25 protein-coding genes and 1 tRNA gene are annotated in these 22806 nt (G+C 64.3%); 8 read left to right on the top strand and 18 right to left on the bottom strand.

Annotation, left to right across the window (positions count from 1 at the left end; translation table 11 throughout):
- Window positions 1-75: 75 nt before the first annotated feature.
- From ML401_RS15120 to ML401_RS15105, 4 genes are read right to left on the bottom strand one after another with little or no spacing between them, the layout of a single operon-like run.
- Window positions 76-1257, bottom strand: coding sequence for a trans-acting enoyl reductase family protein (locus ML401_RS15120; protein WP_285812353.1), 1182 nt, complete (start codon window positions 1255-1257; stop codon window positions 76-78).
- 29 nt (window positions 1258-1286) lie between these two features.
- Window positions 1287-2465 carry a trans-acting enoyl reductase family protein gene (locus tag ML401_RS15115; RefSeq protein WP_211416757.1) on the bottom strand — a complete coding sequence of 393 codons (1179 nt, stop codon included), beginning with the start codon at window positions 2463-2465 and terminating at the stop codon, window positions 1287-1289.
- A 9-nt stretch (window positions 2466-2474) separates the two neighbouring features.
- Window positions 2475-3257, bottom strand: a complete 783-nt coding sequence (locus ML401_RS15110) for a DUF169 domain-containing protein (protein ID WP_212068274.1) — start codon at window positions 3255-3257, stop codon at window positions 2475-2477.
- Between the two features lie 57 nt (window positions 3258-3314).
- Window positions 3315-4031 carry a YdcF family protein gene (locus tag ML401_RS15105; protein ID WP_259206696.1) on the bottom strand — a complete coding sequence of 239 codons (717 nt, stop codon included), beginning with the start codon at window positions 4029-4031 and terminating at the stop codon, window positions 3315-3317.
- 218 nt (window positions 4032-4249) lie between these two features.
- Here ML401_RS15105 and ML401_RS15100 point away from each other — a divergent pair, with 218 nt between their 5' ends.
- The 3 genes from ML401_RS15100 (at window position 4250) to ML401_RS15090 (ending at window position 6132) form a co-directional block, all read left to right on the top strand.
- Window positions 4250-5191: an acetamidase/formamidase family protein gene (locus ML401_RS15100; RefSeq protein ID WP_259206684.1), complete on the top strand. Its 942-nt coding sequence runs from the start codon at window positions 4250-4252 to the stop codon at window positions 5189-5191.
- 200 nt (window positions 5192-5391) lie between these two features.
- The gene (locus tag ML401_RS15095; RefSeq protein WP_007603456.1) at window positions 5392-5589 is read left to right on the top strand and encodes a hypothetical protein; all 198 of its coding nucleotides are present in this window, start codon (window positions 5392-5394) and stop codon (window positions 5587-5589) included.
- A gap of 72 nt (window positions 5590-5661) precedes the next feature.
- Window positions 5662-6132: a GcrA family cell cycle regulator gene (locus ML401_RS15090; RefSeq protein ID WP_211416754.1), complete on the top strand. Its 471-nt coding sequence runs from the start codon at window positions 5662-5664 to the stop codon at window positions 6130-6132.
- Between the two features lie 262 nt (window positions 6133-6394).
- Here the strand turns inward: ML401_RS15090 and ML401_RS15085 are convergent, their stop codons facing one another.
- Complete coding sequence (locus ML401_RS15085; RefSeq protein WP_211416753.1) at window positions 6395-7951, bottom strand: porin; 1557 nt, start codon at window positions 7949-7951, stop codon at window positions 6395-6397.
- A gap of 400 nt (window positions 7952-8351) precedes the next feature.
- Here ML401_RS15085 and ML401_RS15080 point away from each other — a divergent pair, with 400 nt between their 5' ends.
- On the top strand, window positions 8352-8858 hold the full coding sequence (locus ML401_RS15080; RefSeq protein WP_194407794.1) for a MarR family winged helix-turn-helix transcriptional regulator: 507 nt from the start codon (window positions 8352-8354) through the stop codon (window positions 8856-8858).
- 65 nt (window positions 8859-8923) lie between these two features.
- On the opposite strand, the gene ML401_RS15075 is transcribed toward ML401_RS15080, so the two are convergent.
- Together ML401_RS15075 and ML401_RS15070 are read right to left on the bottom strand one after the other, a co-directional pair.
- The gene (locus ML401_RS15075) at window positions 8924-10039 is read right to left on the bottom strand and encodes an alpha/beta hydrolase (protein WP_285812351.1); all 1116 of its coding nucleotides are present in this window, start codon (window positions 10037-10039) and stop codon (window positions 8924-8926) included.
- Window positions 10040-10289: 250 nt separating this feature from the next.
- Entirely contained in the window at window positions 10290-11261 is a 972-nt protein-coding gene (locus tag ML401_RS15070; protein ID WP_194407792.1) for an SDR family oxidoreductase, read from the bottom strand.
- A gap of 383 nt (window positions 11262-11644) precedes the next feature.
- On the opposite strand from ML401_RS15070, the gene ML401_RS15065 reads away from it, so the two are divergent.
- Window positions 11645-11884 (top strand): hypothetical protein, encoded by a 240-nt coding sequence (locus ML401_RS15065; RefSeq protein ID WP_194407791.1) that lies wholly within the window; start codon window positions 11645-11647, stop codon window positions 11882-11884.
- Between the two features lie 124 nt (window positions 11885-12008).
- Here ML401_RS15065 and ML401_RS15060 read toward each other — a convergent pair whose 3' ends face one another.
- Window positions 12009-12974 (bottom strand): alpha/beta hydrolase fold domain-containing protein, encoded by a 966-nt coding sequence (locus ML401_RS15060; protein WP_211416750.1) that lies wholly within the window; start codon window positions 12972-12974, stop codon window positions 12009-12011.
- Between the two features lie 76 nt (window positions 12975-13050).
- On the opposite strand from ML401_RS15060, the gene ML401_RS15055 reads away from it, so the two are divergent.
- Window positions 13051-13722, top strand: coding sequence for a TetR/AcrR family transcriptional regulator (locus ML401_RS15055; RefSeq protein WP_285812350.1), 672 nt, complete (start codon window positions 13051-13053; stop codon window positions 13720-13722).
- Between the two features lie 27 nt (window positions 13723-13749).
- Here the strand turns inward: ML401_RS15055 and ML401_RS15050 are convergent, their stop codons facing one another.
- The 8 genes from ML401_RS15050 to ML401_RS15015 all read right to left on the bottom strand — a co-directional run bounded on the left by ML401_RS15050 (window position 13750) and on the right by ML401_RS15015 (window position 19088).
- Window positions 13750-14139 (bottom strand): hypothetical protein, encoded by a 390-nt coding sequence (locus ML401_RS15050; protein WP_285812349.1) that lies wholly within the window; start codon window positions 14137-14139, stop codon window positions 13750-13752.
- Between the two features lie 210 nt (window positions 14140-14349).
- Window positions 14350-14427 (bottom strand) — tRNA-Pro (locus ML401_RS15045).
- 128 nt (window positions 14428-14555) lie between these two features.
- Window positions 14556-15134, bottom strand: a complete 579-nt coding sequence (locus ML401_RS15040) for a MerR family transcriptional regulator (protein WP_259206640.1) — start codon at window positions 15132-15134, stop codon at window positions 14556-14558.
- 24 nt (window positions 15135-15158) lie between these two features.
- Window positions 15159-15500, bottom strand: coding sequence for an integration host factor subunit alpha (locus ML401_RS15035; RefSeq protein ID WP_018456841.1), 342 nt, complete (start codon window positions 15498-15500; stop codon window positions 15159-15161).
- 133 nt (window positions 15501-15633) lie between these two features.
- Complete coding sequence (locus ML401_RS15030) at window positions 15634-16614, bottom strand: beta-ketoacyl-ACP synthase III (RefSeq protein ID WP_194407762.1); 981 nt, start codon at window positions 16612-16614, stop codon at window positions 15634-15636.
- A complete protein-coding gene (gene plsX, locus ML401_RS15025) occupies window positions 16611-17672 on the bottom strand; it encodes a phosphate acyltransferase PlsX (protein WP_285812348.1) in 1062 nt (353 codons plus the stop codon). Before plsX ends, ML401_RS15030 begins: the two co-directional genes overlap by 4 nt.
- Window positions 17673-17970: 298 nt before the next feature.
- Window positions 17971-18540 (bottom strand): DUF177 domain-containing protein, encoded by a 570-nt coding sequence (locus ML401_RS15020; RefSeq protein ID WP_285812347.1) that lies wholly within the window; start codon window positions 18538-18540, stop codon window positions 17971-17973.
- A complete protein-coding gene (locus ML401_RS15015; RefSeq protein ID WP_285812346.1) occupies window positions 18537-19088 on the bottom strand; it encodes a ubiquinol-cytochrome C chaperone family protein in 552 nt (183 codons plus the stop codon). Before ML401_RS15015 ends, ML401_RS15020 begins: the two co-directional genes overlap by 4 nt.
- A gap of 98 nt (window positions 19089-19186) precedes the next feature.
- On the opposite strand from ML401_RS15015, the gene ML401_RS15010 reads away from it, so the two are divergent.
- Window positions 19187-19714, top strand: coding sequence for an outer membrane protein assembly factor BamE (locus ML401_RS15010; protein ID WP_259206608.1), 528 nt, complete (start codon window positions 19187-19189; stop codon window positions 19712-19714).
- Between the two features lie 206 nt (window positions 19715-19920).
- Complete coding sequence (locus ML401_RS15005; RefSeq protein ID WP_194408274.1) at window positions 19921-20910, top strand: tripartite tricarboxylate transporter substrate binding protein; 990 nt, start codon at window positions 19921-19923, stop codon at window positions 20908-20910.
- A 141-nt stretch (window positions 20911-21051) separates the two neighbouring features.
- Here ML401_RS15005 and ML401_RS15000 read toward each other — a convergent pair whose 3' ends face one another.
- Window positions 21052-21324, bottom strand: a complete 273-nt coding sequence (locus ML401_RS15000; protein ID WP_211416741.1) for an acyl carrier protein — start codon at window positions 21322-21324, stop codon at window positions 21052-21054.
- Window positions 21321-22796 (bottom strand): hypothetical protein, encoded by a 1476-nt coding sequence (locus ML401_RS14995; RefSeq protein WP_285812345.1) that lies wholly within the window; start codon window positions 22794-22796, stop codon window positions 21321-21323. Before ML401_RS14995 ends, ML401_RS15000 begins: the two co-directional genes overlap by 4 nt.
- Window positions 22797-22806 lie beyond the last annotated feature (10 nt).

The following is a 22806-nucleotide window of genomic DNA, read 5'->3' as shown; positions in this document are numbered from 1 at the left end:
ATGCGCCGTGCCCACCATGTTTCCAGGCATTCGACAGAAGACATGGGCACGCTTCGCTTTGCCCCCCTACGGGAGCTACGCCCGGGCTTCCACCTCGAACGTCAAGCCGGCGTGATCGACCAGCCGCTTGATCAGTCTGTGCTGCATCGCTGCGCCCGGCGTCCAGAGACCGGCCGGAACATCCGGCGTATCGCGCAGCAGGCAGATGGCGCATTCGGATATGATCTTCGCCGTTGACGCATAGCCCGGATCGAGATCGCCCTTCACCGCCGCGCGGACCTGACGGCCATCGGGCGCGATCGCGACATAGAGCAGGTCGTAACGACCATTGTCGCGCTCTTCCTTCGACGGACCGTCGCCCGGCTTGAGCGCCTCAGGGCCGGTCTTTTCGCTGTTGGCGGCCATGACGAGCTTCGCGTTGGCCTGCCCCTCATCGCCTGCGCCGGTCAGCACCATCTCGTCGTAGACGAACTCCCTGCCATACGGAAATCCCATCAGCATGTTGGAGCGATGGACGTTGCGCGTATTGAGGATCGCCATCGCGAACGGGGCGGCCCAGGATTGCAAATCCTCCTCGAAGACAGGCTTGTTGCCGCGCGGCTGTTTGGGCCCCTTGAAGCCGGGCGTGAACGCGAAGGGGTCCTTGAGGATCGGCACCAGGCTGAGGTCCCGCGCCACCGCTTCGAAAGTGACCCTTGCGCTTGCCGAGGTGCCGCCGGAGAACTTCCAGCTGAGATCGCGGACGCGTCCCTTGACGCGCGATGCCGGCGCGCCGAACACGCGCCTTGCCTCTTCCTGCACGAAGAACGCACCGAGCTCGAACGGCACGGAATCGAAACCGCAGGAGAACATGATGCGCGCGCCGCTCGCCTTGGCGGCCGCCTCGTGCCTGTCGATCATCTGCTTCAGCCAGATCGGCTCGCCGCAGAGATCCATATAGTCGGTGCCCGATGCGGCGCAGGCCGCAACCAGATCAGAGCCATAGATCTGGTATGGACCGACGGTGGTGATGACCAGCTTCGCCTGATCGACCATCGCCCGGAGCGACGCGGGATCGGCTGCGTCCGCAACGATGAGCGGCGTGTCCTTAGGCGCGCCGATCGCGTCGCGAACGGAGGCGAGCTTATCCTTGCTGCGCCCCGCCATCGCCCATGTCGGCGCGCCGTCGCCGACACGGTGCGCGGCGAGATATTCGGCGACGAGCTGGCCGGTATATCCGGTTGCGCCATAGAGGACGATGTCGAACGTCGCGGACACGGATCACGCCTCCTGCAGCACCGGAACTCCTATGCTTCCACCCTGAACGTCAGCCCCGCATTGTCCTGCAGCCGCTTGATCAGCTTGTGCTGCATCGCCGCGCCTGGTGTCCAGAAGCCGGCCGGAACATCCGTCGCGTCGCGCAGCAGGCACATGGCGCATTCGGAGATCATCTTCGAGGTCGAGCCGTAGCCGGGATCGCGGTCGCCGGTGACACCGGCGCGGACCGTGCGGCCATCGGGCGCAATCGCGACATAGAGCAGATTGAAGAGCCCCTTCTCGCGTTCCTCCTTCGACGGCCCCTCGCCCGGCTTCGGCGCGTTCGGACCGGTCTTCTCGGCGTTGGCCGCCATCACGCGCTTGGCGTTGGCCTCGCCCTTCTCGCCGGGGCCGGTCAAGACCATCTCGTCGTAGACGAAGTCCTGGCCATAGGGGAAACCCATCAGCATGTTGGAGCGATGGACGTTGCGCGTGTTGATCAGCGCCATCATGAACGGCGCGGCCCAGGAATTCAGGTCCTCCTCGAAGGCCGCCTTGTTGCCCTTTGGCTGCTTCGGGCCGGTGAAGCCCGGCGTCAACGCAAAATGATCGTTCAGAATGGCGACGAGGCTGAGATCCTTGGCGACCGCGTCGAACGTCGCTTTCGCACTCGCCGCGGTGCCGCCCGACAATGTGCCGCGCATGTCGCGCACGCGTCCCTTCACACGCGGAGCCGGCGCACCGAACACGCGCTTGGCCTCCTCCTGCACGAAGAACGTCCCGAGCTCGAACGGCACGGAATCATAGCCGCACGAGAACACGATGCGCGCGCCGCTCTCTTTTGCAGCCGCCTCGTACTTGTCGATCATCTGCCGCATCCAGACCGGCTCGCCGCAGAGATCCAGATAATCCGTGCCGGTGGCGACGCAGGCCGCGAGCAATTCCTCGCCATAGAGCTGGTACGGACCGACCGTCGTGATCACCGACATCGTCTGCTCCGCCATCGCCCTCAGCGAGGCCGCGTCCGACGCATCCGCAACGATCAGCGCCGTATTCCCGGGCGCGCCGATCGCATCGCGTACCGATTTCAGCTTGCCGAGGCTGCGGCCTGCCATCGCCCATTTGAGCGAATTGTCAGTCTTGTATTGCCTCGTCAGATATTCGGCGACGAGCTGGCCGGTGAAACCGGTTGCGCCGTAGACGACGATGTCGAATTTCGCAGAGCTCATGCTCGTCCCTTACTTTTTCGCGTAACTCACGCCCATGCCGGCACGAACGTCGCTTTGAATGCCATAGGGCGGGATCGGATAGCGCAGGCCGTTCTTGGCCAGCGCCTTCATGCCCTCGATTGCCTTGGCGAGATGCGCGGGCTTCAAGGCCATCAGCATCTCCTCGTCCGGCACGCCGCCATAGCGCCGTTCGGCATAGCATGGCAAGGACAGGCTGGGCTCCCCGGTCTTGAGCGCCCGCCCCCACGAATCCGCGCAAGCGGTCTCGCCGACCACGCCCCATTCGAACTTCTTGTAGCCGGTATATTGCAGCCCGTTGATCAGGATGATCATCTGCCCGGGCGTCGCATAGACGAGGCAGATATCGGGCGGATCGAGCCGGCCGCTCGCGAGCGGACTGACGGCGAGCGCCTGATACTGTCCGAATGGAACCACATCCAGCGCCTCCTGGCGCTTGCGCGCGTCCTCCGCCGTGCCGTGCCAGACCCCGACATAGTTTTCACCGGCGAGCCATTTGTCGTCCTGGGGGCTCAGCCCGATCACCGCGCGGCACTGCGCGCCGACGAGGTCATCCGCGGTGATGCCGACGGTCCAGCCGAGCCGCGAGGCCATGCTGACGATCTGATCGGTGGTGTGGATCGCATTCGGCCGCCGGATCTTCGGGATCGCTTCCATGTCCGCGGTACGCGCGAACAGCTTCATGCCGATCACATTCGTCTTCAGCCGCAGCAGGCTGTTGAGATCGGCGACGAGGCCGGCAAGATCGATGCTGTCTGCGCTGTGCTGTTGCATGACTTCCTCCGGACGCAGCGATCGTGCGCCGCGTATTCTTGTTTTGCGGCTCTCGTTCTAGTCCTTGCCGGGTCGGGGAAGCAACTCGCCGGTCCGGCCCATCAGGCGGTAAACCACGAGGCCGATCCACTCGCGCACCGCAACTTCGGTTCGGCCGAGGCCATCCATGCCCATGTTGGTGAAGGACAGGAGATCGTCACGTCCGCCCATCCGCCAGTCGACCGGATAGGCCTCGACGTCAAATCCGGCCTGGCGGAAGATTCCCATCGAGCGCGGCATGTGGAAGGCCGACGTCACCAGCAGCCAGCGCTCGCCCGGCTTCGGCGTCACCAGCTCTTTGGTGAAGATCGCGTTCTCCCAGGTGTTGCGCGAATTGCGCTCGAAGATCAGACGCTCCTTCGGGATGCCCAGACTTTCCAGGATCGGCGCAGAGTAGTCGGCTTCCCTGGCATCGTTGGAGACGATGTTGGCGCTGCCCCCGGTGAACACGATGCGCGCATTCGGATAGCGGCGCGCGAGCTCGGCCGGCGCAAACAGGCGATCGGCGGCGTGCGCGACGACGGGCGTGCGATGCGCCGCCGACAGATCGGTGTCGACCGAACCGCCGAGGACGATGATGCCGTCGGGCGCGCCGCGCGCGGCGTCCCACGCCGGAAAGCGCGTTTCGAGCGGATAGATCAGCAGATTGCCGAGCGGCGAGAACGCCGCCAGCGCCAGCAGCACCAGCGTGGTGACGGCAAGCTTGCGGCCGAGCGCGGCAAAGCGCGTCGCCATCAGCACCAGCGAGACGATACCGAGCTCGACCAGAAGATTGATCGGCAGCAGCGCGGCGCCAAGGGTCTTGGACAGAACGAAATACAGGGGAGCCTCGCGGGGATGATCTTGCCAGTCTGCGCGGGGCTTGACCTGCCCGGCGATCTTCAGACAGCTTCTTGAAAGATGATCGATCGCCGGGTCAAGCCCGGCCTGATGAAAGCGACCGGACGCGGCAAATGACCCATCACCACCTGCATTCCAGCCCCAAAACCTGCCATTGGGGCTTCTTCGAAGCCGCGCTGAAGCCCGTCCTCACCATCGCCAGCGGTGATGAGGTGACGGTCGACACCATCAGCGGCGGGCCGGACATGCTGCCCGACCGCGACAAGTTTCACATTCCGCCGGAGATGCACGAGGTTCACGCCAGGAACGAGCGCATGCTGCCCGGCCACATCCTCACCGGCCCGATCGCGGTCGAGGGCGCCGAGCCCGGGGACGTGCTCGCGGTCGAGATCCTCGACGTTCAGCTCCGGCAGGATTGGGGCTGGAACATGATCAAGCCGCTGGCCGGCACCCTGCCCGACGATTTCCACGAGACGCGCATCCTGAACATCCCGCTCGACCGGACACGGATGACCGGCCGCATGCCGTGGGGCCTCGACCTGCCGCTCAAGCCGTTCTTCGGCGTGATGGGCGTATCGCCGCCGCCAGCCTGGGGCCGCATCTCCTCGCTGGTCCCGCGCGCGATGGGCGGCAATCTCGACAACAAGGAGCTGGGCGCGGGCGCGACGCTCTATTTGCCGGTGTTCGTGCCGGGCGCGATGTTCTCCTGCGGCGACGGCCACGGCGTGCAGGGCGACGGCGAGGTCTGCGTCACCGCGATCGAGACCGCGCTGCAGGGCCGCTTCCGCCTGACGCTGCGCAAGGACCTCAAGTTCGACTATCCCCGCGCCGAGACAGCGACCCACTACATGACCATGGCGATGGATCCCGACCTCGACCAATGCGTGGTGCGCGCGCTGCGCGACATGATCGCGCTGCTCGGCGAGACGCGAAACCTGTCGCGCGAGGACGCCTACACGCTGTGCAGCCTGGCCGCCGATCTCAGGGTGACCCAGACCGTCAACGGCTCCAAAGGCATCCATTGCATGATCGAAAAGGCCATCGTGCACGGCTGAGCCGGACCGCCCTTCCCGACCTGCTGACGCCACGCCGCCGCCCGTATCCCCGCGCGGTGCGCTGAGTCGTGTCTGATTTCCCGTGCGATTCCAACATGCTGAGCGTCAAGCGCAGCCTGCATTTGACTTCCGGCCCCGAACCTAAATAGAGTCTTAATCGTTACTTTTATGTACCCGAGTAAGAGGCTAGCGTTCGGGCCATGGCCACCGAAAAAGCCGAGACTGACCGTATTCCCGTAACCTTGGCGCTCTCGACCATCACCTATTTGGAGAAGCTGGTGAGACAGGGCACCCACGGCACCAGCGTTCCCGGCGTCGCACGTACCTTGATCGAGGAAGGCATCCGTCTCGCCATCAAGGACGGGCTTTTGTCGATCCGCGACAATGGCAGGACGTGAGCGCGCGCCGAACGTGAGGCGGACGGATCTCGAGGCGGATGGCCGACATCTGCAACCTGGGACCGTTGACAAATGCCTGTTCTCTCACCGACCTGGACCGACGAACGAATTGAGCTCCTGAAGCGGCACTTCGAGGCCGGCCTTTCCTGCCGCGAGATCGCCGCCGACATCGGCGTCAGCCGCAACGCCGTGATCGGCAAGCTGTCCCGCCTCAACCTGACGCGTGGCCGCACCGGCGATGAGCGCAAGATTCAGGACAGAGGCCCGGCGCGCGCGAAGGCGGTACCGCGGCTGCAATTCGAGATGCTCGCCACGATCTATGGCGACACCGACGCCCCCGTGGTGACAGGTCCGATCGACGAGGCCAATCGCTGCTCGCTGCTGGAGCTCTCGGAGAACCGCTGCCGCTGGCCGATCTCGACGCCCGGCGCCGAGGACTTCTGCTTCTGCGGCAATTCCGCGCCCGACGGTCAGCCCTATTGCGCCGGCCACAGCCGCCTCGCCTACCGGCCGACCGCCCGCGTTCGCGTGATGCGGGGCTGAACTCTACTTGCGGACATAAAAAACCTCCGGCGGGGCATCGCCGGAGGCTTCTGGAGGCTTAGCGTGAAGCTAAGAGCCGCAACTTTCGTATCTGGCTTTCAGCTATATAGCTTAGTAGCTCATGTAAGTAAATTAATCTGGGACGCTTGGATCGCATGGCTCGTCTTCGTCCGCCGCACGGCGATGAGACGCGCGAGCGCTGCAAAGAAAAAGCCCCGGCGGTTGTCCGCCGGGGCTGTGTCGGATGGAAGCACCTAGAAGCTTACCAGTTGCGCTGGGCGCGCAGCAGCAGGCTGTAGGTGTCCTGGTCCTTCAGCTCGTAGGTCGCCGCCGGCTTGGCGACGCCCGTCAGCGCGGCGGTCGTGATCGCGCCCGAATACTTCTGATCGAGGTGGCTGTAGGTGAAGTCAGCCGAGAAGGTCAGGTTCTTCACCGGCGTCCAGCGGGTGATGACACCGACCTGGCCGATGTTGAAGTCCGGGTTGCAGGTGCCGGTCAGGGTGGCGAACGCGGCGCTGCCGCAGATCAGGCCCTTCGCGGTGCCGTTGTAGTTGACCGCGGCCCACGCGCCGTAGAGCGCCGTGTTCCAGTACGGGCTCCAGTTGTGGGTGAAGGCACCCCGGAAGCCGTAGGTCTTGGTCAGCTCGAGCTGACCGCCCGGGGCGAACACCGCGTCAGACACGCCGGCGAAGCCGATGCTCTGATAGGCGGCGTTCGAGCTGCCGAACATCGAGTAGCTGGTCGCGGCCAGCTCCTGGAAGTTGTAGCGGCTCGCGCCCTCGGTGTAGACGCCCGAGATGTTGATCACGTCGCCGGCGCCGGTCGGGATGTTCTTGATGCCCAATGCGAGCTGAACGGCCCAGCCCCATTTGTCTTCGGGATGACCGGTGGCTTCGTTGGCGCCGTAATAGGCGACATGGTTGTCGTGAGCTGCGACCGACGCCTGGAAGATGCCCCAGGCCTGATCGACGCGAACCATCGCGACGAGATCGGGCGAGCGGCTGCCGCCGATGTCGTTCGAGCCGTACGCACCGCCGAGCACGCCGGTGGTCGACATGCCCGCGGTGTTCCAGAGGCTGGTCTGGTAGACCTGCGTCTGGTCCTGCGCCGAGAACGCAGCCGTGATGCCCTGGCCGAAATCGGCCGTGTAGGTGAACTGCGCCACGCCGTTGGTGGTGCCGCTGCCGCCGACGAGCTGATCGAAGTTGTTGCCGGGATAGTTGATCCAGGGCGCGTCGAACTGCGACACCGCCTTACCCATGGTGAAGCCGGCGAACTGGATGAAGGCGTAGTACACGCCGAGCGCGCCGCCCGAGGTGTTGCCGTCGGTGCCGTTGATGACGCCGCCGCTCGAACCGGTGAGCCCGGTGCCGGCCGCGTTGAGGCCGATCGTGCCGCTGTACTGGGTCGCGCCCGTGGCCGACCCCGTGCCGCCGTAACTGCCGGTCGTCCAGGTGAAGACCGCGTCGAAATAGGTGCGGACGACGCCGTACTCAGTCGCGGTGCGCGTGTCGATGTTGAGGTCTTCACGAGCGCGCATCGAGTAGTAATTGGTCAGGCGGTTGTTGGCCGCGAACACGCCGTTGTACTGGGCGCTGTAATTGCCGCCGGCGTTCAGCGCCACTTCGGCACGCACATAGCCGCCGAGCTTGATGCAGGTGTCGGTGCCCGGGATGTAGTAGTAGCCCGCACCGTACAGCGAGCAGATCTTGACATACTCGACCGCCTTGGCCTTGACGGGAAGATCGGCCGCCTGGGCTCCACCGACGGCGATCAGACCCGCCGCAGTGCCGAGCAAAAGGCTCTTCACCACTTTCATTTAAAACCTCCAAGTTGCTCATTTTGCGGAGACGGACCGTGAGGCCCCCCAAGATCCCCGCCTCTCAAATCCGCTCGGCCGCTTTCGGACACCCCCGCATCGCGACGCGAGGAACGTGAGCGAACCACCTGCAACGGGACGATCGAGTACCCCCACCGTCGGGGAACAATATGCAGCGCGTCGTTCGCTAATCAAAATAGTTTATTAGATCAGCTTTATGGTTTCGCCCGACCTGTGCTCCGCGCGCAACACCGGAAGTCAACGGGCTAATGCTGAGCTGATCATCTTTGTAATTTTAGTGACGAAATTACCCTGCTCTGCACTTGCGTCAGAGCAGGCTTGCGTGGACTATGGCCCTCCACGAACACCGGCCTGAACGATCGTTCACTGGAGTGACGCTGTGTCCGCGACGAGGAAAGAAGGAGCGCGTATGCGCTCGGTCGGCAATCTGGATATCATCAGGCGCTTCACCTGGGAGATATCGTCGATCAACATGCATCTGGAGGAATTGCGTCAGTTGTGGGCGAAGACGCTCGGCATCAGCGGCCCGCAATGGCTGATCCTGATGGCCATCTCCGACCTCGACAAGGACGAGGGCATCCCGGTCAACGTCGTCTCCAAGCTGCTCCACGTGGATCCGTCCTTCATCACCACTCAGTCCAAGCTGCTGGAGAAGAAGGCCCTGTTGCGCCGTCGCCCCTCGCCGACCGACGCCCGCGTGGTGCGGCTGTCGCTGACCGACAAGACGCAGAAGCACATCGCGAGCCTCAACGAGCAGTACAAGACGATTCGCGAATTCGTCTTCCAGGAGTTCGACGAGGACGAACTGGCGGAATTCACCACCAAGCTCGCGACGCTGAAGACTCGCCTCGAGAAGGCCTGCGTCCGGATCTCGCTCGACTTCTAGGGCATGATCCGGAAAAGCGTGCCGCGGTTTTCCGACAAGATCATGCCCAAACGATAAAGCCGGGTTCAGATCCGGCGGGCGGCGGCGCCGAGCCGCGATTCGAGCCAGTCGAAGATATATTCGTTGGCAAGGCTCGGATTGTCCGCGTGGGCCTGCGCCGCGCCGGTCTCGGCGGCCGTGAAGACCTTCAACATGACATCCGAGCTGCCGAGCCGGGAGCTCTGGACGATCTGACGGGCCCGGTCGGCCTTGAGCCAGCCGTCCTCGCCGAGCGTGATCAGCACCGGACAGTCGGCGCTGGAGGCCATCAGCGGCGCATGCGGCACCGGCACGATGCCGACGTCGCTCAGCGCGAATCGGCTGGCGAAGAAGGCGCGCTCGTGCAGGTCCCACAGGCCGCCGTCGCAGACGGCGGCGGCAAGCCGCGGCTCCTGCAACACCGCCCGCGCCACGAAGGAAGAGCCCCAGCCATCGGCAATGATTCCGACGCGAGCGAAATCGACCTCGCCGCGCGGCTCCAGATAGTCCATGACGGAAGGAATCGCGCTCTCGAGATCGCGGCGCCGCAACAGCGCATCGATGAAATCGTCGCGCTGGTCGCCGAACAGATCCAGCGCCAGCAGCGAGAAGCCGCGCTCGCGCGCATGCGGCGCGAGCTTGAACAAGAACTCTTCCTTGCGGTGGCCGGGCTCGCCGATGCAGATCACGGTCGGCGCCCGCACGCTGCCCGACGAAGCCGGGAGGAAGTAGCCCTGCAGCGCATGTCCGTCGAGCCAGGGGATGGTCACGACCTCGCCTGCCGGACTGCGCGTCGAAAGGTAGCGGCGCGCGCATTCCTGCATCGCCAGCACCGCGACCCAGCGGCGCTCGTCGTCCTGCTCGAGCGGCATGGCCGCCGCACCATAATAGTTCATGGCGCGCAGCCAGTTGCGCTGTGCGCTCGCCATATGGCCTTCCGCGAAGGCGGCCTCGGCGCGCTGCCGGTTGGCTTGCGCCAGCCGCTTCCATTCGCGATGCCAGGAGCGATCGTCGCCGCGCTTCAGCTGTCGCGCGATCATCAGGCATTCGGCGATCGTGGCGCCGCCCTCCTGGGCCGCGGTGAGCAGCCGCGTGAATTCAGCGGAGATGTCCTCTCGCTCCGGGCAGAGGATCCAGTCGTCGGAGAGGCATGCGGGTATCATCGGAGCTGCGCTCTATCATCGCGTTACCCCTGATTGACTAAACCATTTCAGGTGTCCGACCAAGACGCCGCGCGCGGCATTACAGGCGTTCGAGATCACCTTCGCTTGAGCGACGATCCGTGACGCATGCATGACATTCCGATCCGACATGGAGAGCCGGCGATTGGCAAGAGGTGGCACGCAATATCACGCGCACCCCCCTTGTCATGATGACTATCATACCTATATCGGCGCGCGCCCGCCGGCGGTCTCAACCGAGCTTCCAGCCGACCTCCTGCGTAAAGCTTTCGTAGAAGGCGCGGTCATAGGCCTGCTCGGGCGTGGCGCGCACGCGTTCGTCCAATCGCCTGGCGTCCTCGCCGACGAGGATGCGCCAGCGCTCCGCCTTGACCCCGTCGAGAATGATCTTGGCCGCTTGCGCGGCCGTCGTCGGCGCATCCTCCAGGAAGCTGCGGGCGCGCTCGGCGAACGCCGCCTGAATGTCCTCGTCCGACATCCTGTCGGCATCCGGCACGCCCGCCGCGACCATGCGCTTTCGGGTCAGCGCGACCTCGTCGGCATTGAGTCGCTCCGAGCCGTCGGCGCTCTGCACCTTGCGCGAATTGGAGACGATCGAGGTGCCGATATGGCCGGGCATCACCACCGAGCATTTGACGTGCGGCGCGTGCAGGCGGAGGTCGTTGATCAGGGCTTCGGTGAATCCCTTCACCGCGAACTTCGCCGAGCTGTAGGCAGTGTGCGCCTGGTTCATGCCGATCGAGGCCCAGAAGCCGTTGACGCTCGCGGTGTTGACGATGTGGGCCTCGTCCGCCGCGACCAGCATCGGCAGGAAGGTGCGCACGCCGAGATAGACGCCGCCCCAGCAGATGTTGAAGGTGCGTTCCCACTGCTCGCGCGTGTTGGTGAACAGGCTGCCGCCGCCGCCGATGCCGGCATTGTTGAACAACAGATTGACGCGATCGGTCTTCTGCTGCTCGGCGAGCTCGTCGCGAAACCGTTTCAGATGATCCTCGATCGAAACGTCGGCGACATGCGTGGTGACGCGCAAGCCTTGCGGCAGCTTCTCGGTCTCGCACAGCCGCTTGGTCTCGGCCATGGCCGCTTCCGAGACGTCGCACATCGCGACGTTGCAGCCCTCGGCCACCAGCTGCCGCGCGAGCTCGCGCCCCATACCCGTGCCGCCGCCGGTGATGACCGCGATCTTTCCAGCAAAATCCTTCATGGGACTGGAGTCCCTCCCTTGTCGGTATGTTTCTTCGTCGCCGCGCCGTTCGCCGACGCGCGCGCAAAATGTAGCAGCGCTGCACCGGCAGGTAAAAGCGGGGCGCCGCGGTGTCCGACATCGCTTATTTCGGCGGATGGACTATTCCGACGCTTCGTCGCGCCGCTGCCCCTCCGAGCCACACCCGCAATCGGACATAACCGTCCGGTTCCCGTATTTGTCCGGCTTCGGTTTATGGGCAAATTTTTTACAATCCGAATCATCAAATGGACACCGGACGCTGGGTCGAGTCGGCCAGGCCAGCGTGTTGTTTGCGTGTCACAGGCTCTGGCACTCCGCTTGCATTCTCTTCGTGGTCCAAAACTACCGATGAGGTGACAGGAATGTTCGTGACCGTCGTAGCCGTGCTCTGCCGGCTTAGCGCAGCTAGCTCAGGCAGTTGCGTCGAGGAAATCGTGACCGACAGCAACATGACGCCCGAGATTTCGATGATGCAGTGCGCGGTCGGCGCACAGGCACCCCTTGCGAAATGGATGGGCGAGCATCCGATCTATCACGCCAATTGGCGCCTCGAGCGCTTCAAATGCGTGCCGGGTCACTACGAGATCAAGGGCCACGCCTGAAGATCCCGCAAAACTACTGACGCGAAGATAGAAGACGACGAGGAAACGCCCCGGAGGCCGCCTCCAATGGGCCCCGCGCCAGTCGACACGACGGCGCATCCCTGTGACAACGGTCACACGCCTCTCACGCCACCGCCCGCAAAATCATCGCCCGCGCGCGCCGGCCCTCCGGCGTCGGCATCAGCGCATAATTGTGCGGCTGGTCGCGGAGCAGATGCAGATCCACCGGCACGCCCACCGCCCTCGCCCGCTCCGCCAGATCGACGCTGTCGGGATAGAGCAGATCACGCGTGCCTGAGAAGATCGTCATGGGCGCGAGGAAGCGGAACGCGCCGTTGAGCGGACTGACGAAGGGGTGGCCGACATCGAGCTCGCCGGCATAGAGCCTGGCAGCCTCGACGATGCCGGGAATGTCCTGGACCGGATCGCGCGCGGCGATCTCAATCTGCTCGGGACGGCTGACCGAGGCGTCGGCCGCCGGCGAGATCAACATCAGCCGCGCCGGCTGTCGGTGCCCGCGATCGCGCAGCCATTGGCAGGCGGCGAGCGCAAGGCCCGCGCCGGCGGAATTGCCGACCACCGTCACCTTTGCGGACCCGGCATCCTCCAGCAGCATCCGCAGCAGCTCGGCAGTCCTTGGGACAAGGTCCTTCGCGGTGGCGCGCGGCGCCAGCGGATAGATCGGCACGACGCAGACGACGTTCGCCTTGCGCGTCATCTCGCCGACAAAGCGCCAATGCGCCGGCACGATCTCGTTGATGTAGCCGCCGCCATGCAGGAACATGACGAAGTTGCAGCCCTCATGGCCCGACGCCGGCGCGGTGTAATAGACCGGCCAGCCGCCCATCCTGGTCAGGATCGCCTCGACGCCGCGGCCAAGCCCGGTCGGCTCGAACGAGGCCGGCTGCAAGGCAAGCTTCTGCACGTGCGCCTGCACGGCTTCGGCGGAGGCGAGCTGCTGCTTGTAGGGGAGCTGCCGCAGCACCGCGTTGAACAGACGGCTCTGCAGGCTCGGCGCGGGATCGTGGTTGCGCGGCGCGCACATCGCAGGACAAAACTGCAGGGACGACACAAGTCTTGCGACGCTCATGGTCCGTTCTCCGCCTGGCTTTCGCATCCATATGGCGACGAAGATGGTTGCGAGAAGGCCGCCATAGGCGGATATAATGCGAGCATTCGCTCGCTTTTCCTACTCGCATTCGGATCGCAATGCCATGGCCCGCACGCCGCCGACAAATCCGCGCAAAAACGCCTCACAGGCGCGCTCACGCGCCACCGTCGACGCACTGGTCGAGGCGACCGCTCGCATTCTGGTCCGCGACGGTTTCGAGAAGGCGAGCACCAACCGCATCGCGGAGATCGCCGGCGTCAGCGTCGGCTCGCTCTACCAGTACTTTCCAAGCAAAGAAGCCCTCGTCGCCGCTGTGATCGAGCGCCACAACGAGGAGATCATGGGCATCGTCCGCGCCGCCCTCGTGGAAGTCGCCGACCTCCCGATCGACAAAGCCGTGCGAAAGCTCGTCACCGTCGCGATCGAGGCCCACCGCATCAACCCGAAACTGCACCGCGTGCTCGCCGAGCAGATCCCCCGCACCGGCCAGCTCAAAGACGTCGAAGCCTTCAACCGCGAGGTCCAAACCCTCGTGCGCAGCTATCTCGAAAGCCGCCGGAAGGAGATGCGCAAGATCGATTTGGATGTAGCGACCTTCATCTGCGTCAGCGCGATCGAGTCGGTCGCGCACAACACGGTGCTGCACGGAGCCGAGATGCCGTCGGAGAAGATGGTGAAGGTGTTGGTGGACGAGACGACGCGGCTGGTGGTGGGATATTTGAGGTAGGTGGCATTTCTGCTTGGCAGCGAGCTTCTAGGGAACCCCGCGCGCTCTGAGCTGACGTATCTGCCGGCCGATCGCAATCGCCCTGTCCTGTGCCCAGAGTTGGTCATATTGCGCGACTTCATGCCTGACGAGATCTTCCGTCGTGGCCCCTCGGACGATCTGTTCTCTATTCTTCTGGCTGCAGAAATAGGCGACGAGTCCAGAAATCTTCTGCTGCTCGTCCAACGTTTGATCAGACAATCGCGTCAGACTCTCGCGCCACAGACAATCCTCACGTGCGATCTCGTCGCGAAAGATTTCCATCAGCTGATCAGTTTCTCGATCTGCCGGTCCCTCGCCCGCCAACGTGGGCGAGCCGGCTAGTGCGAACATGCAGAGCAGGGCAATCCGAGACATGACCGGGCAAGCTGCCATCATCACATTGCTCCTGTTTTACCGCGGACACAAACCGCTTCGGAAAAACAACACAAGATCAATGGCGTTGCTACTGTGCATGGGGTTGTTTTCGGCTTTTTGTTATGCGGGGCACCGAACCAGCCACCCCCCATCGACCGGCGCGCATCCGACACCGCGCCAGGAGCCAGGTCCAGGCTCTGTTCATCCACCCCAACAAATGCTTTGAAAAAATGGTCGGAGCGAGAGGATTTGAACCTCCGACCCCTAGTCTCCCAGACTAGTGCGCTAACCGGGCTGCGCCACGCTCCGAACGTCGTTCCATTAGCTAGGATCGGCGCGATGCGCAAGGCGAGGTCGCAGCATTTTGGTGCCTCTCCTTGACCGGCTCTGAGCCCGAAGCGCCCCGGGGAACTGGCCGCGCGGTCCGAATACCGCCCCTACCCGTCCTTCAGCGCCTGATCCAGCATCTCCCTGATGGCAACGAGGTCGGCGAGCGCCTTCCCGAGGCGCTCCCGGTCCAGCGCTTGCCCAGAGGGCGCGGCGGGGGTGCCGCCCTTGCGGAAAGTGGTGAGGATCTCCTCGTCGTCGATCTCGCTGAAGCGGAAGTCGATGCCTTCCTCTTCGTCGCCCTGGTAGTCGTCATCGTCGGTGTCGGTGACGCCCTTGATCGGCGCCTCCTCGTCCTCGGGCTCCATCAGGCTTGCGCCGATGGCGTCCTCGATGGCGCCGAACGAGACCGCGGCCGCGCTGTCGGCGAGGCCCTGCACCGATTTGACGCCGTGCTCCTTCAGGATCCGCTGCACGCCGCGGATGGTGTAGCCCTCGCCGTAGAGCAAGCGGCGGATGCCCTTGAGCAGGTCGACGTCATCGGGGCGGTAATAGCGGCGGCCGCCGCTGCGCTTCATCGGCTTGATCTGGGAGAAGCGGGTCTCCCAGAACCGCAGCACGTGCTGCGGGATGTCGAGCTCCTGCGCTACTTCGCTGATGGTTCGGAACGCATCCGGCGCCTTGTCCAAATGCCAAATCCTTCGCGGAAGGCGTTACGCCTCGGGTTGAGCCTTGCTGGCATCACCATTGGTGCGGTGCTGGGCATTGATCCGCTGCTTCAGGATCGCCGACGGCTTGAACACCATGACGCGGCGCGGCGAGATCGGTACCTCGGTGCCGGTCTTCGGGTTGCGTCCGATGCGCTGACCCTTCTTGCGCACCATGAAGGACCCGAACGAGGACAGCTTCACCGTCTCGCCCTTTTCCAGGCAATCGGTGATCTCCTTCAGCACGAGTTCCACGAAAGCGGACGATTCCGTGCGCGACAGGCCCACCTTCTGGTAGACGGCTTCGCACAGATCGACACGCGTTACGGTTTTACTTTGATCGGTCATCGCCCTGCCCCACATCACGGCGAACAATTGTTGTCTGAAATTATGAGCTTACGATACGGCGGTCAACAGCGCTCATCAATGCAGGCGCATCGATAATCCAGCTGATTCCGGCAAAATTTTATCGACTGTGGCTCTACCAGCGCACCAGCGCGGAGCCCCAGGTGAAGCCGCCGCCCATGGCTTCCAGCAGCACCATATCGCCCTTCTTGATGCGGCCGTCCTTGCGCGCCACCGTCAGCGCCAGCGGGATCGAGGCGGCCGAGGTGTTGCCGTGACGGTCCACCGTCAGCACCACCTTCTCCGGCGCGATGTGCAGCTTGTGCGCAGAAGCGTCGATGATTCGCTTGTTGGCCTGGTGCGGCACGAACCAGTCGATGGTCTCGGCATTGAGCCCGGTCGCCTGGAAGGCGTCGACGATGACGTCGGTGATCATGCCGACCGCATGCTTGAAGACCTCGCGGCCTTCCATGCGCAGATGACCGACGGTCTGGGTCGAGGATGGCCCGCCGTCGACGAACAGCTTCGCCTTGTGGCGGCCGTCGGAGCGCAGATGCGTGGTGACGACGCCGCGGTCGGTTGCGGCGTTGCCCGGCTGCTCCTGCGCCTCCAGCACAACCGCGCCGGCGCCGTCGCCGAACAGCACGCAGGTACCGCGGTCGTTCCAGTCGAGAATGCGCGAGAAAGTCTCGGCGCCGATCACCAGCGCGCGCTTGAAGGCGCCGGTGCGCAGGAAATTGTCGGCCGTGGCGAGCGCGAACACGAAGCCCGAGCACACCGCTTGCAGGTCGAAGGCCGCGCCGTGATTGATGCCGAGCGCGTTCTGCACGGCCACGGCGGTCGCGGGAAAGGTGTTGTCCGGCGTCGAGGTCGCCAACACGATGAGGTCGATCGACTGCGCGTCCACGCCGGCATCGCCGAGCGCGGCCTGCGCCGCCCTGATCGCCAAATGCGAGGTGAACTCGCCCTCGGCCGCGACGTGCCGCTCGCGAATGCCGGTGCGCTGCACGATCCACTCGTCGGAGGTGTCGATACGCGCCGCCAATTGGGCGTTGGTCACCACCTGCTCCGGCAGATAGGAGCCGCAGCCGAGCACGACCGAACGAATTTGAGTCACGAAACAGCCTCCTGCGCGGCCTGCACGGAATTGAGTGCACCACCCTCGCGGTTGAGCATCTGATTGATCTTGTTCAGGAGATCGTAGTGAGCCATCTCATAGCCAACATCGATCGCATAGGCAAAGCCTTCGGCGCTGGTTCCGCCGTGGCTCTTGACCACCAGTCCATTCAAACCCAGGAACACGCCGCCATTGGACTTGTTCGGGTCCATCTTGTCCCGCAGGGCCTGGAAGGCGCTGCTGGCAAAGAGATAACCGAGCTTGGACAGCCAGCTCCGTTTCATCTCGTTGCGGAGTAATTCGGCCATCTGCCGGGCGGTTCCCTCGGCGGCCTTGAGCGCGATGTTGCCGGCATAGCCTTCGGTCACGATCACGTCGGCGACGCCCTTGCCGATGCCGTCGCCCTCGACGAAGCCGATATAATCGAGCTCCGGCAGGTTCCGCGCCCGCAGGATTTCCCCGGCCTCGCGAATCTCCTCGTGGCCCTTGATCTCCTCGGTCCCGATGTTGAGCAGGCCAACCGTGGGCCGCTTCTTGTCGAACAGCACGCTGGCCGTCGCCGCCCCCATGAGCGCGAGCGACACCAGATGGTGCGCGTCGCCGCCGATGGTGGCCCCGAGGTCCAGCACGACGGATTCGCCGCGCTTTGTCGGCCATATCCCCGTGATCGCCGGGCGGTCGATCCCCTTCAGCGTGCGCAAGTGGAAGCGCGACATCGCCATCAACGCGCCGGTATTGCCGGCGGAGACTGCGACATCCGCCTCGCCCTTCTTCACCGCGTCGATGGCAAGCCACATCGAGGACGTCTTACGGCCGCGCCGCAGCGCCTGGCTCGGCTTGTCCGAACCGCTGACGGCGACGTCGGTATGGATGATCTTCGAGGCGGCCTTGAGCTCGGGATGCTTCTCGAGCTCGGGCTCGATCTTGGCGCGGTCCCCGACCAGCAGGTACTCGGTGTCGCGATGCCTGCCAAGCGATATGGCCGCGCCCGGAATGACCACGGCGGCGCCGGCGTCGCCCCCCATGGCGTCAAGCGCAATACGAACCTTGCTTGGCATAAAAGTCCTGGAAAACCTGATCTGGTGCGGTCTTGCGCGAGCGGGCCGCAGAATGAGTTCGCCATGGACATGGCGACCGGTCAGGCGCCACGCCGCGCCCGGACCGGGGCGCGACAATAGCGTTTTGTTATCCCGAAACAACCTCTTGCCCCCAGCCTTTTGCATCCGGGGCGATCCGCGGGCGAACCCCGGAATTTGCAAGAAATACATTGAAATCAGCTAGATAAGGAGCCTTTTGAAACCATCCAGGCAGATGCCTCGTGCACCGTTGCAAGGCTATCCCAAGGGCAAGGGCCGGCTATTCGCCCTTCTTGTTGTCCTGCAGCGCCTTCAACGCGGCGAAGGGATGGTCCTCCGGATCGGGCGCGGTGACCTCCGCCTCGAACACGGCGCCCTCCTTGCGCGGATAGGGGTCGACCGCCAGGAACAGCGCGTCGGTGGCGATCCGGCCAAGATCGATCATGCCATTGACGATCGGTTCCGGCGGATCAATCACCTCCTGCGGCTCCTCGTCGTCCTGCCCCTCCTCGATCAGGTCGGCCATGCGGCGCACCTCGGCCTCGGGGGCGAACATCAGGTCTACGTCCTCCTCGATCTCGCTCTCCATCGGATCCAGCGTGACCACGCAGGTCTGGCCGACCCTGGCCCTGATGGTGCCGGTCACCTGAACCCGGCCGCCGCTCCTGGGCACGACGTCGAGGTCGGCGTGGGCGGACAGGACCTCCCGCAGGCCGCCGACCTCGGCGATGGCCTGCCGCTCGGCGGCCGAGGCCTCGAGCTTGCGATGCAGGCCGGTGTCGGGGATCTGCGCGACGATGACCGGGGAGCGCCAGGGATCAGGCCTGGATTCGGCATTCGATCGACTCATGGCGTGAGATCCTCCCTGGGCGCCGGGGGAAACTTGAAGGATGCGGCCAGCAGCGCGGCCTCGCCGGTCCGGCCGAGATCGGCCTCGCTGGCCCGGGCATAAGCCGCGAGCCGCTTGGCCTGATCCAGGCCGGTCCCATTCAAGATATTCTTGCAGATCGCCTCCGCCAGTGCCTCGCCGCCGGCCTCGATGGCCTGGTCATAGGCCTGAACCCGGCCGTAAAAGGCCTCGCCGAAGGCCCGCATCCGCTTCGGCACGGTCTGGTCGCCGATCCCCATCTCGCGCAGATTGTCGTCCATGTCCTCGCAGAAGCGGTCGAACAGCGCCTGCGACAGCTCGGTGGCGCTTTGGACCGTGCGCAGGCGCCGCAGCAGCAGCCACAGATGCAGCAGCAACAGATCGAAACGCCCGTTAACCGTGTCGGGCACGCCCAAGTCCCGGTAAAATATGGGTTCTCGCGCCTGCGTCACGATCATGCCATAGATGGCTTCAATGGTGCCCCTCGGGGTTACCAGGGGTTTCCTGAAGTGATTGAACGGCCAAAGCATTGTGGTTTCCGCAAGCGGGCGCGCGCGTGTTGCATTCAGACGCCCTGCCCGGTACTTCAGCGCCTCGCGCGACGCAAGGGGACGGAATCAGTTCCGCTATGACGATAACGATCGAGACCAGCCAGCGCGCGGTTAAGCGGCGCGGCCTTCATGCACGCTGGCGCGGCGCTCATTTGCGCTGGCGCGGCGTTTATTTGCGTTGGCGCGGCCTGCGCCTGCTCGCCGCTGCGGCCCTGGTCGGCGCCACGCTCGCGGGCTGCACCGGCGAGCAATTCCAGAAGGGTTACATCCTGCCGCCCGGCGCGCTGGAGCAGATTCCGATCGGCGCGAGCCAGGATCAGGTGCTGATCGTGATGGGCACGCCCTCCACCGTCGCAACCCTCGACGGCGAAGTGTTCTACTACATCTCGCAGCGCTCGGAGCGCATGGTCGCCTTCATGAACCAGAGGGTGGTGGACCAGCGCGTCATCGCGATCTATTTCGACAAGAACCGGCGCGTGCGCCGGCTTGCGAATTACGGCCTGCAGGACGGCAAGATCTTCGACTTCATCAGCCGTACGACGCCGACCTCGGGCCAGGAGATGAGCTACCTCACGCCGCTGTTCAAGCTGCTCAGCTTCAACTGAGGTCTCGACAAGCGTTTTCGCGCGACGCCAATTCCGCCGCAAGGTAAATGGGCTCGCGCCTGCGGCGTCGTGCCACCCTTCGCGCACCCTTTGCCGTCGCGCGCGACTTGCCGTCGCACCCGCGGTTTCCTACGCTCCCTGCAAAGCAAAAAGCTGGGAGCGGATTCGTGTCCAAGAAACTTCAGAACACTCAATTTCAGAACACTTTGCTGTCCCGCCGCCGCGTGCTCACCGCGGCTGCCGGCATTTCGGCCGCAGCCATCCTGCCGCGATCGAGCCTTGCGGACTGGAAGCCGACCGAAAACGTCCGTCTCGTGGTGCCGGCCGCGGCCGGCGGCTCGACCGACGTGATGGGCCGGCTCCTGGCCGCGCATCTGCAAACCGCATGGGGCCAGTCGGCCGTCGTGGAAAACCGCTCCGGCGGCGGCGGCACCATCGGCACGGCCGAAGTGGTCCGCGCCAAGCCTGACGGCCATACCATCCTGATCGGCAATCCCGGTCCGAACGCGATCGCCTACAGCATCTTCAAGAACCTAACCTACAAGCCGGACCAGCTTCAGCCCGTCAGCAACATCATCCGGATCCCGAACATCGTGTCGGCGCATCCGAAGACCGGCATCAAGTCGATCGCCGAGCTGATCGCCTATCTCAAGGCCAATCCGGACAAGCTCAGCTACGCCTCCTCGGGCGTCGGCCAGAGCCCTCACCTCACCGGCGCCTGGTTCCTCCAGCTCACCGGGCTGAAGATGACGCACATCCCGTTCCGCGGCGCCGGCCCCGCGCTGCAGGCCGCACTCGCCGGCGACATCCAGATCCTGTTCGACAATCTCTATCCAAGCCTGCCGCAGGTGCAGAACGGCACGCTCAACGGTCTCTGCGTCACCACCACCGAGCGCAGCGACCTCGCGAAAGACCTGCCGACCATGCGCGAGAGCGCGCCGGAATTGGCGAATTTCGACGTCTCGTCGTGGTTCTCGGTGTTCCTGCCGAAGGGCGTCTCACCAGAGGTGCTGAACGCGCTCAATCTCCAGGTCAAGGCGATGCTGGAGCGCGACGACATCAAGAAGCAGATCCTCGCCATGGGCGCCCGCGCCGACTACGGCACGCCCGAGCAATTCGCCGCCTTCGTGGACGCCGAGACGAAGAAGTTCGCCGGCATCATCCAGAAGGAAGGACTGCAGATGGACGTGCAGTGACGCTGCGACGAACCGGCATCCCGCCTTGCGCGAGAGCGTGCTAAAGCGCGATGAGATTTGGATGAATCGTCATCGCGCTTTAGGCTCTTGTTTGCGCATGATCTTTTCGGAAAACCGCTTCGCACTTTTCCGGATCATGCTTTAGGCGGGCTCGGCCGACGGCTGTCCGACCAGATCGGCGATGGCCGAAATCGAGTCCAGGCGCGTCAGGTCGAAACCGATGTCGGCAAAGTTGATCCCGTAGTCGGTCTCGATGCTCATCACCAGTTCGACTGCGTCGAGTGAATCGAGACGTCCGCTGGTGAACAGCAAATCCTCGTCATGAAGCGGCGCGCCGTCGCCCTTCGTGAGCAGGCGCTGCTCGATATAGCGCCGCATTTGCGATCTGATTTCGGGGCCGGCTTTCGCGGTCATGTCGTCACTCCCAGGAGATAGAACAGGAATTCGGCGCGTTGCCAGAGCGTGTGCTCGCGGTCCAACGGCGCGTCGAAGACGTGGATGAGACAGAAGAAGGTCAAGACCCACAGGCAAGGCAGCACGCGGCGACGCAGCCAGCCACGCGAGGCCGGCTGCGGCGCGCGGCGCATTTGCGACAGCCCGACGCTGACGGCGAGCACAAACGTGTAGAACGCATGCGACTGCTCAGCGACCACGGCCCGCCACAGGCCCATGTCGCCGACGAAATGAATGTCGCGGATGAAATGGAACAGCAGGTTGCCGACGCACGCCGCCATGAAGGTGGCGAAGAACATGCGCAGCCGGCGATGACCGCGGAAATAGCGAACGAAGGTCGGGTAGAAGAAGTGATCGACCAGCAGCTCCTTGTAATAGAAGTAATAGCGATTCCAGAACTCGGCGATCGTCGTCGATTCCAGCGGCCGCCAAGTGTTGCGCAGCAGGCGAAAACCGGCCAGCCGCGCCGTCGCGATGATGACGCCGCCGAACACCGTCATGCCCAGGACGTCCTGCACGAAGAAGCTGACGAGGCTGGCCCACCCGACAAGACGCGGCAAGGGAGAGCCTGCGAGATAGTGCAGCAGGCTGTCGTCGAACAAGGGCAGCTGCAAATGACCGTGGACGAGCACGCCGAGACAGAGCCTGACGTTCGCCAGCAGCAGGCTCCAGGCCGCGAGCTTGATCCCCTTCAATTGCGTAACTGCGAGCTCCTCGGGCGTCTTGGCCTCGAAGCGTTCGAGGTAGGACAGTCCCTTCCCGACCGGCGTCAGCGACGATCCCCAGAACGGATGAAAGACGCTCAAGCGTTGCCATATCGGAGACGGCGTCCTGCCGGCATCGGCCAGACCGTAAGCGAGGAACCAGAGATAAGGCTGTGATGTCATCAGAAACGACCAAAGCAGCACGCGCGGCATGCCGGCTGTCATCTCCGCTTGCGTCAGCGCGACGAGCCCCAGGAATGCGAGCACCAGGCTGAGCGTCGGACGGCGAAGCGCCGTGCCGGCTGAACCCTGCATGGCCAGCAGTCCCGCAAACAGCGCGAACACCGCTAGCAGCGTGACCGCCTCCAGCAGCGGCTGATGGATTCGGTCCGCAACGCCTTCGTTGACGGCCACCCGCTCGAGAAACGCGCGGTCGATCAGGAACCCGCTCCGGTAAAGCAGCAGCACCGTTGCGAAGAGGATCAGGACGCGCCGGTACCGCCCGGCATAGGCGCACGCCAGCGCGAGACCTGCCGCCGAGAAATCCATATGGATCTGCCAGAACAGCACGGCGAGCAGCGCGACCGTGCAGCACAAGAGCACGCGGCCGCGACCCCGCTGCAGGCCTGCCACGAGATTCGGGTCCCGATCGATCTGGGGGATCAACCGCCACGACGGCTTCGCGAGAAAGCCCGTGGCCGCGTCGTAGGACTGGCTCTCGACGCTCATTGGAATGCGC

Origin of the sequence: Bradyrhizobium sp. 62B, assembly GCF_030272265.2 — a bacterium.
Lineage (GTDB): Bacteria > Pseudomonadota > Alphaproteobacteria > Rhizobiales > Xanthobacteraceae > Bradyrhizobium.
This window is presented reverse-complemented; position numbering and strand designations above follow the sequence as displayed.

Excerpts from the sequence above, each read along its gene's own strand:
- ML401_RS15115 (WP_211416757.1), bottom strand. The coding sequence starts at position 2,465 with ATGAGCTCTGCGAAATTCGACATCGTCGTCTACGGCGCAACCGGTTTC.
- ML401_RS15110 (WP_212068274.1), bottom strand. The coding sequence starts at position 3,257 with ATGCAACAGCACAGCGCAGACAGCATCGATCTTGCCGGCCTCGTCGCC.
- ML401_RS15105 (WP_259206696.1), bottom strand. The coding sequence starts at position 4,031 with ATGGCGACGCGCTTTGCCGCGCTCGGCCGCAAGCTTGCCGTCACCACG.
- ML401_RS15100 (WP_259206684.1), top strand. The coding sequence starts at position 4,250 with ATGACCCATCACCACCTGCATTCCAGCCCCAAAACCTGCCATTGGGGC.
- ML401_RS15095 (WP_007603456.1), top strand. The coding sequence starts at position 5,392 with ATGGCCACCGAAAAAGCCGAGACTGACCGTATTCCCGTAACCTTGGCG.
- ML401_RS15090 (WP_211416754.1), top strand. The coding sequence starts at position 5,662 with ATGCCTGTTCTCTCACCGACCTGGACCGACGAACGAATTGAGCTCCTG.
- ML401_RS15085 (WP_211416753.1), bottom strand. The coding sequence starts at position 7,951 with ATGAAAGTGGTGAAGAGCCTTTTGCTCGGCACTGCGGCGGGTCTGATC.
- ML401_RS15075 (WP_285812351.1), bottom strand. The coding sequence starts at position 10,039 with ATGATACCCGCATGCCTCTCCGACGACTGGATCCTCTGCCCGGAGCGA.
- ML401_RS15070 (WP_194407792.1), bottom strand. The coding sequence starts at position 11,261 with ATGAAGGATTTTGCTGGAAAGATCGCGGTCATCACCGGCGGCGGCACG.
- ML401_RS15065 (WP_194407791.1), top strand. The coding sequence starts at position 11,645 with ATGTTCGTGACCGTCGTAGCCGTGCTCTGCCGGCTTAGCGCAGCTAGC.
- ML401_RS15060 (WP_211416750.1), bottom strand. The coding sequence starts at position 12,974 with ATGAGCGTCGCAAGACTTGTGTCGTCCCTGCAGTTTTGTCCTGCGATG.
- ML401_RS15055 (WP_285812350.1), top strand. The coding sequence starts at position 13,051 with ATGCGAGCATTCGCTCGCTTTTCCTACTCGCATTCGGATCGCAATGCC.
- ML401_RS15050 (WP_285812349.1), bottom strand. The coding sequence starts at position 14,139 with ATGATGGCAGCTTGCCCGGTCATGTCTCGGATTGCCCTGCTCTGCATG.
- ML401_RS15035 (WP_018456841.1), bottom strand. The coding sequence starts at position 15,500 with ATGACCGATCAAAGTAAAACCGTAACGCGTGTCGATCTGTGCGAAGCC.
- plsX (WP_285812348.1), bottom strand. The coding sequence starts at position 17,672 with ATGCCAAGCAAGGTTCGTATTGCGCTTGACGCCATGGGGGGCGACGCC.
- ML401_RS15020 (WP_285812347.1), bottom strand. The coding sequence starts at position 18,540 with ATGAGTCGATCGAATGCCGAATCCAGGCCTGATCCCTGGCGCTCCCCG.
- ML401_RS15015 (WP_285812346.1), bottom strand. The coding sequence starts at position 19,088 with ATGCTTTGGCCGTTCAATCACTTCAGGAAACCCCTGGTAACCCCGAGG.
- ML401_RS15010 (WP_259206608.1), top strand. The coding sequence starts at position 19,187 with ATGACGATAACGATCGAGACCAGCCAGCGCGCGGTTAAGCGGCGCGGC.
- ML401_RS15000 (WP_211416741.1), bottom strand. The coding sequence starts at position 21,324 with ATGACCGCGAAAGCCGGCCCCGAAATCAGATCGCAAATGCGGCGCTAT.
- ML401_RS14995 (WP_285812345.1), bottom strand. The coding sequence starts at position 22,796 with ATGAGCGTCGAGAGCCAGTCCTACGACGCGGCCACGGGCTTTCTCGCG.